The following is an 11,288-nucleotide window of genomic DNA, read 5'->3' as shown; positions in this document are numbered from 1 at the left end:
TATCATACACTTTTATTCATCAATGGGTTGATAAGGATCTTCAAACCCCAGTTGCTGCATAATATCTATTTCGATATTTTCCATTTCTTCGGCTTCTTCGTCAAGAATATGATCATAACCGAGTAAATGCAAACAGCCATGTACAATCATATGCGCCCAGTGCGAAGTTAATGATTTATGTTGTTGCTTGGCTTCGGCTTCGACAACTTGTTTACAAATGATAAGATCGCCCAATAAAGGAACATCAATCTCAATGGGTGATTCAAATGGAAAAGATAACACATTGGTTGGTTTATCTTTATGACGATAAGTATTATTTAATTGCTGACTTTCTTGTTCATCAACAATACGGATAGTCAGTTCAGCATTATCCACAAATTGCGGCAAAATAACCTCTAACCATTGCAAAATTTGCGCTTCGGCTGGCAAATTTTGGTTATCTTCTGTAGCAATTTGTAAATCTAAAATAATTGCGCTCATTTTATTTTGTTTACCTTACTTTATTATTCACGGTGATAAGGATGATTTGTGGTTAAACTCCACGCGCGGTAAAGGCTTTCAGCCACAATGACACGCACTAAAGGATGGGGAAGAGTAAGTGGCGACAGTGACCAACTCTGCTCAGCCGCCGCTTTGCAAGCAGGTGATAAACCTTCTGGTCCACCAATTAACAAACTCACATCGCGTCCGTCGACTTTCCAGCGTTCTAATTGTTCAGCTAAATTATGGGTTGTGTAAGGTTTACCGGGAATATCAAGTGTCACAATACGATTACTTTTACCGCAGGCATTTAACATCAATTCGCCTTCTTTATCTAAAATTCGCACAATATCGGCATTTTTAGTACGCTTACCAGCGGGTATTTCAACAAGCTCTAACGGCATATCCTTAGGAAAGCGCGCACGATAATCATCAAAAGCCGTGGTGACCCAACTTGGCATCTTCGTACCAACAGCAATCAGCTGAATCTTCACGCCATTAACTCCAAAGCTTCTCTAGTTCGTAAAGCTGACGGCTCTCTTCTTGCATGATATGCACAATCACTGAATCCATATCAACCACAACCCAATCGGCATCGGTCTTACCCTCGCTACCTAACACTAAATGACCCTGTTTTTTGGCTTCGTCAAGCAGGTGATTAGCAATAGACGAAACATGACGGTTTGAAGTTCCCGTGCAAATAATCATATAATCAGTAATGCTCGACTTACCACGAACATCAAGGGTAACAATATCCTTACCTTTTAGATCATCAATCTTATCAATAATAAAATCTTGTAACGACTGCTGCAAAATAAACTCTCTATGTTTAAAAAATAAAGCGCTAGTATATCACGAATTTATAAAATAACGGTGATGATAACTTACACATATTTTTATTGATTATTGGGATTGTTTTTTTCTTTTCTTTTTTGCTAATCTATCTTCACGCATTTTTTTTATCTGTTCTTTTCTGTTTTTCTTTATTTGGTCTCTTTTCAATTTTTTTTGATTATTTATCGCTAAACGTTCCTCTTCTTTTGCTGTATCTTTTATTACCTTTTTTGCTGTATTTTCTGCTTTAGGCTTTTTTTCTCTATATATGCTAAGTGCAGCTAGCACCTCTGTTAACGACGATATAACCACAAAGAATAAAAGTCCTAAAAATAAACCTAATAAAGATGGGTATATTGGATTGTAATTGTGACTAATACGCGGATAGATTCTAACTGTTGCTGCCTCTGCAAAATTGGTATTAAATAAAAAAAGTAAGAAAAATATCGCTTTCATAATACATGCAATCTAACTGAGTAATTTTCAGTTATTTCATTTTATAAAAATAGATAAATGTTAAAGGAAATTTGAACAAGAAAAAAGACCTTATTTTAAGGTAAAAACTTTTTAGAAAAGTGATAAACCAGCAAAACCACAAATTCTCCAAACAACCCAACCAAAAAGCTGTCAGAAAAATTATTGATTTTATTGAAGTTTTTATTTGGTGGTTTTTGTTTAAAAACCACCACCAAATCCACCTTTTACCCCATTGAAACGACTCGATCAAACAACGGGTTATCTGTCAAACGATGCGTAACCATCAACAGAGTTTTACCTCTACAAGTTTGTTTAATTAATTGAATAATTTGTTGTTCGGTTTGCTGGTCAAGGCTTTCTGTTGGTTCGTCCATTAAAATTAATGGTGAATTGTGGAGCAATGCCCTTGCTATGCCAATACGGCGGATTTCGCCTCCTGATAGTGAGCGCCCGCCTTGTCCAAGCGGTAACTCTAGCCCGTGCTCAGTAGTGAGTAGTTTGTCGAGCTCGACTTGATGTAATACTGCTGTGAGTTGCTTGTCGGTTGCTTGTTCATTACCAATTAATAAATTTTGCCGTAGGCTGTCACTAAAAATAGTAATCACTTGCGGGACAACGGCGATCGCTTGGCGAAGTGTAGGTTCGTCAAGTTGATTGATTGGGATGTCGTTAATAAAAATCTCTCCTGAATTGGGGTCCCAACAGCGGTTGATCAAACTTAATAAAGTCGATTTACCGCAACCTGTTTTGCCAATTAGGCCAATGTGTTCGCCAGCTTTGACCGTTAGAGAAAAATCGGTTAATACTGCAAAAGGTTGATTTGGATAGCTAAAATTGATGTTATTTAACTGTAAGTTAGCCGATTTTAAGTCAATAATTTGTCCTTGTGCTTTAAATTGTACATCAGGCTTTTGATTAAAAATAGCGGTAGTGCGAGTAGCCGATGTAAGTACTTGCCCTAAAAAGATAAATGCACCGGGTATAGGCATGAGTATTTCGGCACTGGCAAGGCTAACAAAGACAAATAACGCGACTAAAGGCGATAGCGTGTATTGTGTGATTAGCCATAGCACTAATAATGTTAAAAAACCTGCAATTAGCAAGACAAGTGCACTTGATAGTGCCATTAATGTCGATTGGCGTTGTTGATTGTAAAGCCAATTTGATTCAAGTTCATCCAGTTTTGCGCGATAGCGTGATTGTGCATTAAATAGGGTGAGTTCGGCTTGTCCTTGTAGGTAGTTGATTAATTGTAATCGATATTCGTTTTGTTGTTGTGCTAGTGTTGTTCCTAGTTGTTTGCCAGCTTGATAAAAGATGACCGGTACTATAAGTAAGGTAGAAGTTAGAATAATGCTGATGATTAATGCAATCGGTAAGTTGATACTTGCTAACCCAATAAATAACACTCCAATAGTTACAAGTGCAGTGACAGTAGGCGAAAACAGCTTTAGATATAAGTGATCAAGCGCATCAATATCGACAATAAAGCGATTAAGCAAGTCGGCTTTTTGGTATTGGGCCAGTTGGTTGGTGCTAAGTGGTAGTATTTTTTTAAACGCTAGGGTTCTTAAATAAGCAAGTAGTTTAAAGGTGGTATTGTGATCAACCAAGCGCTCCATGTAACGCGCAGCGGTTCGTGTTATTGCCGCTGCGCGCACGCCTGCTGCAGGTAACATATAGTTAAATGTATATAACCCTGCTGCACCAGCCACAGCAGTAGACGCTAAAAACCACCCTGATAATGATAGTAAAAATACACTGGCAAATAGGGTTAAGATGGATAGCGATAATCCCAACATAATCTGCCAAAAATAGTGTTTATAGAGTGCAATATATGGGCGTAATGTGGTTAGCATGAACTCTCCTTGTTATGGCAGTATAGTTCCCCTTTTGATAGTTGCCATATTTGGTCAAAATGTTGCATATCGTCATTTTGATGGGTGATGGTGATGCTATTGGTTGCAATATTTTGTTGATCTAAGTTTTGTATGGTTTGTTTGTCTAAACTTGCTGTTGGTTCATCAAGGATGAGTAATTGGCAAGGTTTTAACATGGCACGAGCTAATGCGATTCGCTGGGCTTGTCCTACTGATAATCTGACGGCATCTTCACCAACAGGGGTATCTAAACCCGCGGGTAATTTGGCGATAACTTCGGTCAATTGTGCTTGACGTATGACAGTTTGAAGTTCTTGCTGTGTGGCATTTTGTTTGCCAAGTAAAATGTTGTCGCGCACTGAGCCATTAATTAAGTACGGGTTTTGTCCGATCCAGCTAATTTGTTGTTGCCATGTTTTGATATCTATCTGGTTGAATTCGATACCGTTAATTCTGAGCGAGCCTTGATAAGGTAAAAAACCCAGTAACACTTGCATTAACGAGCTTTTTCCCTCGCCACTTGTGCCAATAAGTGCCAATTTAAAAGGGGCATGTAATGAAAATGACAACGGCCCGACAATGGGTTTTCCTTCGTTTGATATGACAATTAAGTTGTTGGCTTCAATTGTTTGTATCGCTTGATTAAATGGGGTATTGGCTGGTGTTATGTCGGTGTGTTGTTGTGGTGATTTTTGGGTTAAGAACGTTTCGATATTATCGGCTGCGGCAATGGCTTCAGCTTTGGCGTGGTAATAAGTGCCCAGATCGCGTAAGGGTTGAAAATACTCAGGAGCTAAGATAAGCGCAAAAAAACCAGCAAATAAGGTGACTGTGCCATTGTATGCGCCAAAGTTAAATTCGCCTAAATACGAAAATCCAAAATAAACCGCCACAATAGCGATCGAAATAGAAGTAAAAAACTCCAATACCGCTGAAGACAAAAACGCGACTTTTAGAACTTGCATGGTTTTAATTCGAAAATCCTCAGACGCGCGGGCGATTTCGTTGGTCTGTTTTTCGCCTTGGTTGAATAGTCGAATGGTATTAAGCCCCTTTAAACGATCCAAAAAGTGGCCGCTTAAATAGGATAGGGCTTTAAAATGACGGCGGTTAATATCCGCAGCGCCCATCCCGACTAAGATCATAAAGATAGGAATGAGTGGCGCAGTGCAAAGCAAAATGGCGGCAGCTGCCCAGTTAAAAGGGAAAATCGCAATACAAATTAATATTGGCGCCATACTTGCTAGTCGCATTTGTGGCAAGTAGCGGGCAAAAAAGTCATGTAATTTGTCGACTTGTTCAATCAACAAGGTGCTCCATGCACCAGTGGTGCTTTGATTTAAATAGGATGGACCATGTAATTCAAGTTGGTTAATTAATTGGCACCGAATTTGCTGCCGAACTTTTTTGCCTATGGCAAAGTTGATCTTTTCGCGTAGATAGATTAAACCTGCTCGACCGAATAGTACTGCAATTAATGCACCAAAAAAGGGCAAAATATCCACAAAATGTTGTTGTTCAACAATGATCCTTTGCAAAATTATTGCAAGCAATCCCGCTTGGATAATGATTAATATCGTTAAAATAAAGCCAGTTAAAATTGAAGCTCGCAAATTAGCCTTATGCCTTTTTGCATACTGTTTTAACCAGCCAAGTAGATAGGTCTGGCGTTTTTTATCTAGTGACATAAAGATTTTTACTACTTATTTTAAGTTATCCAAATAGTGTTCAGCATCTAAAGCCGCCATACAGCCCGTACCGGCTGACGTGATTGCTTGACGATAGACATGATCCATTACATCACCAGCAGCAAAAATCCCTTCGACACTGGTTTGAGTGGCGTTGCCTTGCGTGCCTGATTGTACTTTGATATAACCACCATTTAGTTCAAGTTGACCTTCAAAGATAGTGGTATTTGGTTTGTGACCAATTGCGATAAATACGCCTAAAACAGATAATTGTTCGGTCATATTTGGATCTTGTGTACTGCGGATCCTAACGCCAGTCACGCCCATATTATCGCCTAATACTTCGTCGATAACGCGATGCGTATGTAAGATAACTTTGCCTTCCTTAATTTTTTGATCCAAACGGTCCATTAATATTTTTTCAGCTCTAAAGCTATCTCGGCGGTGAATTAAATGGACTTCGCTAGCTATATTGGCTAAATACAGCGTTTCTTCAACCGCGGTATTGCCACCACCCACTACGGCAACTTTTTGGTTGCGATAGAAAAAACCATCACAGGTTGCACAAGCAGATACGCCTTTGCTTTTGAATGCTTCTTCTGACGGTAAACCTAGGTATTGTGCTGATGCACCAGTTGCAATAATAAGGGCATCACAACTATATTCAGTCTCACTACCAAAAAGTTTATAAGGCTTAGAACTAAAATCAACGCGATCGATCTGATCTAAAATAATTTCAGTATTAAATCTTTCAGCATGTTCTTTCATTTTGACCATTAATTCTGGTCCCGTTAAATCGGGTGCACCAGCTGGCCAGTTTTCAAGATCCGTTGTTGTTGTCAGTTGTCCACCTTGTTGCATTCCAGTAATTAATACGGGCGAAAGGTTAGCGCGTGCAGCATAAACCGCTGCAGTATAACCTGCTGGACCAGAACCGAGTATCAATAAACGTGCATGTTTGGTTTTCATTTTAAATCCTTATTTATTTTCAACTTTGCCTATTTTAGACAAAACTGGTGCAATTTATGGCAGTAAGTCTAACATTATCAATCTTTATAGTGCAAAAAAATTGGTTATTGTAGCAATAGGTAATGACAATAGGCTTTTTTAACGTTAAATAATCCGGTTATCTTTTCCTTTTCAGTTATTTTAAAATTAATTGTGATTTTTAAAACGATATTGTTTTTTGTTTTTGCTTTATTGCATTTAAAATACGTCCCTTTGTTATTCTGAAATTTCTTTTTCTATTATTTGATAATGTATTTTTGCTTATCAATTTATTTGACATCCTAACAAAACGGGGGAGATGCTATGAATAATCCTTCAAAAGAAAGTGTAGAAGCAGTACTTACAAAAATTAATTGGGCACAAGAGATTTTAAATTCGGTACAACAAAATGTCAGCGATCCTCAGATTGGTAATATTTTATCTGGAATTGCTTTTATTATGGACTCAGCTTCAGCTGATGCCGAAGCACTCTATCAATCAATTGAATAATAGTTTTGTCTGTTTTTTTATTTATATCTACCTCCATTCGTCGTGTGACGATTGAAGGTAGCAAGTGGTTAAATCTGTTTAGTGATTATCAGTGAGATATGTCGTTACATCAGCAAGTGGCCAACGAATATGCGTTGCTGGTTCATTGATTCGATAACCAAAAGCTAAACAAAGTCCTACCCCAAATGATTCTTCACCAATTTGTGGAATATGTTTTTCTAGTATTTTTATCACTTTATCGTGATCGAATCCACCAATAGCACATGAATCAATACCGCGAAATGCTGCAGCAGTCATCATATTGGCACAAGCAATGTAATCTTGCATTTCTGACCAGTGATTGATAGTTAAGCCATCAGCAAGCCCTTGTTCGCAAAAATTAATAAATGCTTGGCAGGCAATATCAATAGACATTTGATTATTTGGATCGGGCAAAGTACGCGCAATTGCTCGTCGTAAATAATCGCTCTGTGATGTAAAATTATTCGCTTTTCGATAAAGCACAATCACAAAATGTGAACAACTGGTGACTTGTTCTTGATTGTAGCAAACACTACGTAATTCTGCTTTTATTTTGCTGCTATCAACAACCACAAAATGCCATGGCTCCATGCCAAATGATGAAGGAGATTGTCGTCCCGCTTCTAATATATATTCAATATCATCATTATTAATCTTTTTTGTGTCATCAAATTTTTTACATGCATGTCTAAAGTTGAATGCTTGGGTTAGCTTGTCCATATTTTCTCCTAAGATTGGCTATTCCACGGGGCAACTTTTAATAATAATAACATACCAGGAATGGCAAGAATAAAACATAAACTAAAAAAGTTTGTCCATCCTAAATGTGAAGTTAAAACACCGGACATTGAATTTATTAGTGTTCTTGGTATAGCTGAAAAACTAGTTAATAGCGCAAATTGTGTTGCGGTAAATAATGGGCTAGTTTTTTTCGCTATAAAAGTGACTAATGCTGCTGCGCCCATTCCAACACCAATAGATTCAAAGCTAATTACAGTCGCCAATATGATAAGTTGAGTGTAATTAATCGTTAAAAAAGGTCCTTCATAAGATAAAAAAGCAAAACCTAAAATAGAAAACATTTGCACAAAACCTGATATCCATAATGAACGGTTGATGCCATATTTTGAAATAATAAAACCACCCAAAAGAGCTCCAAATAAACTTGGCCAGACCATCGCATTTTTAGCTACAGTTCCTATATGTTTCATTTCAAAATTCATATCTAAATAAAAAGGTGTTGCCAAAGATGTAGCAAGGCTATCACCAAGCTTATAAAATGAAATAAAAGCAATAATAAATAAAGTATTACGAAATGATTGTCGATGAACAAATTCATTTATTGATTGTTTGAAAATAGATTTATCTGGATGAATTACACTGATATGTGACGGCTCTTTTAAGCTTATTGTAATGAGTAGCATTGGCACAATAAATGCGGCAGTGAATGCGAATACTTCCATCCATGATAGATAATCAGCAAGAAAAAGCGATAATCCTCCAGGAATGAATCCTGATATTCGATAAATATTAATGTGTATACTATTTCCGCTGCCAAGTTCGTTATCGCTCAAAATTTCTCTTCTATAAGCATCAATTGCGATATCTTGAGTTGCAGAAATAAAAGCAGTTAATAAGCTTAAAATAACAACTATTTCGATGTTATTTTTGGGAGTTAAAAAACCATACATAGGCATGATAATTAAGAGCCCGATCTGAGTTAAAAACAACCAACCTTTACGACATCCTAGTGAGAAAGGTGATAACTTATCTAATAATGGTGACCAGAGAAATTTACATAAGTAAGGAATTTGAGTTAATGCGAATGCGCCAATTGTTTTTATGTCTACACCGTCAATTTTTAGCCAAGCGGGAATTAATTGGACGATAAAGAAAAAAGGAAGTCCAGAGCAAAAACCTGTATAGATGCACAACAACATTTTTCTATTAAAAAAAGCATGAGCTAATACTTTATTCATTATTTAACTTTATTGGTTAGTTTTTTTACAAAGTGCTATCATAGCACACAACATTAAAAAATAATGCTACAAGCCAAGATAAACCATTACCTAAAGTCATTTTTTCAAGATACCAAAAGTGATACTGAATCTATATATTTTAGTATAAAGATTAATGCCAACAACTAGTTAAAAAATTAACTATTTACCATGAAAAGGGGTCAAGTAATATGAAAAGTTCGATTAAAGTTGCTGTTTTTAGCAGTAAACATTATGACAAAGAACATTTAGACATCGCGAATAAAAAATTTGGTTTTGATATCGAATATTATGAGCATAAATTAAGTCATAAAACAGTTGTTACTGCCCAAGGTTATAATGCGGTTTGTGCATTTGTTAATGATGAAGTAGATAAGAAAGTGCTACAAAAATTAGCAGGCTATGGCATTAAAATTTTAGCACTTCGCTGTGCAGGGTTTGATAATGTTGATTTAGCCGAAGCCGAAAAATTGGGCATTACCGTTGTTCGTGTCCCAGCTTATTCACCTGAAGCTGTTGCAGAACATGCGGTGGCTTTGATGATGACCCTAAATAGAAGAACTCATAAAGCCTATCAACGCACCCGTGATGCTAACTTTTCGTTAGATGGTTTGACAGGATTTAATATGCACAATCGTACTGCTGGCGTAATTGGTACAGGAAAAATTGGTCAAGCAGTCATCCGTATTTTAAAAGGTTTTGGTATGCATATTCTTGCTTATGATCCTTATCCTAATGATATTGCGGTTGAATTAGGCGCGCAATATGTTGAGTTAGATGAACTATATGCAAAATCCGACGTGATTACGCTACATTGCCCAATGACACCTGAGAATTATCATTTATTGAATAAAGAGTCTTTCAAAAAAATGAAAGATGGTGTGATGATTATCAACACTAGCCGGGGGGCATTACTCGACGCAACAGCGGCTATTGATTCATTAAAACAATCAAAAATAGGCGCTTTGGGGATGGATGTTTACGAAAATGAACGAGATCTCTTTTTTGAAGACAAATCGAATGATGTTATTTTAGATGATGTGTTCCGTCGTTTATCTTCTTGCCATAATGTTATTTTTACTGGCCATCAAGCTTTTTTAACGCAGGAAGCATTATTGAATATTTCGGATACGACTTTAAATAACATTAAACAAATATCTGAAGGTAAACCATGTCCGAATATTGTTAAATAATAATAAATATCTTATGATGTTGTTGATTCTTTAATTACTTAAGATACGGTTTTTTTGTATGCAGCGTATTGCCATTTTTATTAGCATAATTTTATTGCTTACAGCTTGTAGTAGTGAGAGATCTTCAACATCTCCAATGAAAGAACATCGTGGACATACCAATGTCAAAGGTGGTGTTTATCTTGAAAAAGATCACAATCCATCCGAAACCATTAGCTCGCCATTAGCTATCGATAAAGAAAAGTTTATCGATAGAATGGCCAGTAAACATGGTTTTAATCGGCAACAGTTGCGCAATGTGCTTGCACAAACCAATAAACTGGATTGGGTCATTAATTTAATGGATAAACAAGCACCAAAAACCGGCTCATCGACGGTGCCGAATGGTGCTTGGCTTCGATATAAAAATAAATTTATTACGCCGAGTAATCTTCCTCGAGGCGTTGATTTTTGGAACCAATACCAAAAAGAATTGCAACGTGCTTATAATGAATACGGCGTGCCTCCCGAAATTATTGTTGGTATTATTGGTGTTGAAACGGGTTGGGGTAGAGTAATGGGTAAAACAAAAATTATTGATGCCCTGTCAACACTGGCTTTTAACTATCCAAGACGTGCGCAATATTTTTCTGAAGAATTAGAAGATTTTTTAGTTATGTGTCGTGATGAAGGCGTTGATCCCTTTGATTTAAATGGATCGTTTGCTGGCGCAATGGGATATGGTCAATTTATGCCGTCTGCATTTAGACGTTATGCTGTTGATTTTAACCATGATGGTCATATTGATTTATGGGATCCAGTTGATGCTATTGGTAGTGTGGCGAACTACTTTAAGTCGCACGGCTGGCAACGAGGCAAAAAAGTAGCGGTTATGGCTAACGGTCAAGCGCCATCACTTGATACAGGCTTTAGCACAAAATACTCAATTGAAACACTAGCAAAAGCTGGATTAAAACCAAAAAGCTCTTTAGATGGACAGACACAGGTCAGTTTGTTGCGCCTTGATATGGGCGACAGTTACCAATTTTGGTATGGATTACCAAACTTTTATACTATTACCCGTTACAACCATAGCACGCATTATGCCATGGCAGTTTGGCAATTAGGGCTTGCGGTTAAAGATGCAAGATAGTTGTTTGTATTAATCTGTTAGTACTGCCTATTGGTTTTATGTTCTAGCCGGTTTTAGATAAGGTCGCAGTTGCGACCTTTTTTGTGTCT

General features: G+C 37.1%; 12 protein-coding genes. 3 read left to right on the top strand and 9 right to left on the bottom strand.

The annotated features are described in order from the left end of the window. Nucleotides 1-12: 12 nt before the first annotated feature. From ybeY to trxB, 7 genes are all read right to left on the bottom strand, one after another. Nucleotides 13-480, bottom strand: coding sequence for an rRNA maturation RNase YbeY (ybeY, locus tag GA0061081_RS00695; RefSeq protein WP_091346130.1), 468 nt, complete (start codon nt 478-480; stop codon nt 13-15). 23 nt (nt 481-503) lie between these two features. After that, entirely contained in the window at nt 504-974 is a 471-nt protein-coding gene (rlmH, locus tag GA0061081_RS00690) for a 23S rRNA (pseudouridine(1915)-N(3))-methyltransferase RlmH (RefSeq protein WP_091346129.1), read from the bottom strand. 4 nt (nt 975-978) lie between these two features. Beyond that, nucleotides 979-1,296, bottom strand: a complete 318-nt coding sequence (gene rsfS, locus GA0061081_RS00685) for a ribosome silencing factor (protein WP_091346127.1) — start codon at nt 1,294-1,296, stop codon at nt 979-981. A gap of 87 nt (nt 1,297-1,383) precedes the next feature. Then, on the bottom strand, nt 1,384-1,770 hold the full coding sequence (locus tag GA0061081_RS00680) for a hypothetical protein (protein WP_091346126.1): 387 nt from the start codon (nt 1,768-1,770) through the stop codon (nt 1,384-1,386). Between the two features lie 245 nt (nt 1,771-2,015). Then, nucleotides 2,016-3,650 carry a heme ABC transporter ATP-binding protein/permease CydC gene (cydC, locus tag GA0061081_RS00675; protein WP_091346124.1) on the bottom strand — a complete coding sequence of 545 codons (1,635 nt, stop codon included), beginning with the start codon at nt 3,648-3,650 and terminating at the stop codon, nt 2,016-2,018. Further along, the gene (gene cydD / locus GA0061081_RS00670) at nt 3,644-5,359 is read right to left on the bottom strand and encodes a heme ABC transporter permease/ATP-binding protein CydD (protein WP_091346122.1); all 1,716 of its coding nucleotides are present in this window, start codon (nt 5,357-5,359) and stop codon (nt 3,644-3,646) included. Before cydD ends, cydC begins: the two co-directional genes overlap by 7 nt. A 15-nt stretch (nt 5,360-5,374) precedes the next feature. Further along, nucleotides 5,375-6,328: a thioredoxin-disulfide reductase gene (gene trxB / locus GA0061081_RS00665; protein ID WP_091346121.1), complete on the bottom strand. Its 954-nt coding sequence runs from the start codon at nt 6,326-6,328 to the stop codon at nt 5,375-5,377. A 342-nt stretch (nt 6,329-6,670) separates the two neighbouring features. On the opposite strand from trxB, the gene GA0061081_RS00660 reads away from it, so the two are divergent. Further along, nucleotides 6,671-6,856: a hypothetical protein gene (locus GA0061081_RS00660; RefSeq protein ID WP_065585956.1), complete on the top strand. Its 186-nt coding sequence runs from the start codon at nt 6,671-6,673 to the stop codon at nt 6,854-6,856. 78 nt (nt 6,857-6,934) lie between these two features. Here the strand turns inward: GA0061081_RS00660 and GA0061081_RS00655 are convergent, their stop codons facing one another. Further along, a complete protein-coding gene (locus GA0061081_RS00655; protein ID WP_091346119.1) occupies nt 6,935-7,597 on the bottom strand; it encodes an NAD(P)H-dependent oxidoreductase in 663 nt (220 codons plus the stop codon). Nucleotides 7,598-7,605: 8 nt separating this feature from the next. After that, complete coding sequence (locus tag GA0061081_RS00650; RefSeq protein ID WP_091346118.1) at nt 7,606-8,856, bottom strand: AmpG family muropeptide MFS transporter; 1,251 nt, start codon at nt 8,854-8,856, stop codon at nt 7,606-7,608. 221 nt (nt 8,857-9,077) lie between these two features. On the opposite strand from GA0061081_RS00650, the gene GA0061081_RS00645 reads away from it, so the two are divergent. Both GA0061081_RS00645 and mltB read left to right on the top strand, forming a co-directional pair. Beyond that, nucleotides 9,078-10,067, top strand: a complete 990-nt coding sequence (locus GA0061081_RS00645) for a 2-hydroxyacid dehydrogenase (protein WP_091346610.1) — start codon at nt 9,078-9,080, stop codon at nt 10,065-10,067. A gap of 58 nt (nt 10,068-10,125) precedes the next feature. Beyond that, nucleotides 10,126-11,199, top strand: coding sequence for a lytic murein transglycosylase B (gene mltB, locus GA0061081_RS00640; protein WP_091346116.1), 1,074 nt, complete (start codon nt 10,126-10,128; stop codon nt 11,197-11,199). Nucleotides 11,200-11,288: the final 89 nt, after the last annotated feature.

The sequence above is a fragment of the Gilliamella bombicola genome, from assembly GCF_900094945.1.
Taxonomy (GTDB): domain Bacteria; phylum Pseudomonadota; class Gammaproteobacteria; order Enterobacterales; family Orbaceae; genus Gilliamella; species Gilliamella bombicola.
This window is presented reverse-complemented; position numbering and strand designations above follow the sequence as displayed.

What these genes read in the sequence shown, in the direction of transcription:
- ybeY (WP_091346130.1), bottom strand. Translation starts at nt 480, where the DNA reads ATGAGCGCAATTATTTTAGATTTACAAATTGCTACAGAAGATAACCAA.
- GA0061081_RS00680 (WP_091346126.1), bottom strand. Translation starts at nt 1,770, where the DNA reads ATGAAAGCGATATTTTTCTTACTTTTTTTATTTAATACCAATTTTGCA.
- cydC (WP_091346124.1), bottom strand. Translation starts at nt 3,650, where the DNA reads ATGCTAACCACATTACGCCCATATATTGCACTCTATAAACACTATTTT.
- cydD (WP_091346122.1), bottom strand. Translation starts at nt 5,359, where the DNA reads ATGTCACTAGATAAAAAACGCCAGACCTATCTACTTGGCTGGTTAAAA.
- trxB (WP_091346121.1), bottom strand. Translation starts at nt 6,328, where the DNA reads ATGAAAACCAAACATGCACGTTTATTGATACTCGGTTCTGGTCCAGCA.
- GA0061081_RS00660 (WP_065585956.1), top strand. Translation starts at nt 6,671, where the DNA reads ATGAATAATCCTTCAAAAGAAAGTGTAGAAGCAGTACTTACAAAAATT.
- GA0061081_RS00655 (WP_091346119.1), bottom strand. Translation starts at nt 7,597, where the DNA reads ATGGACAAGCTAACCCAAGCATTCAACTTTAGACATGCATGTAAAAAA.
- GA0061081_RS00650 (WP_091346118.1), bottom strand. Translation starts at nt 8,856, where the DNA reads ATGAATAAAGTATTAGCTCATGCTTTTTTTAATAGAAAAATGTTGTTG.
- mltB (WP_091346116.1), top strand. Translation starts at nt 10,126, where the DNA reads ATGCAGCGTATTGCCATTTTTATTAGCATAATTTTATTGCTTACAGCT.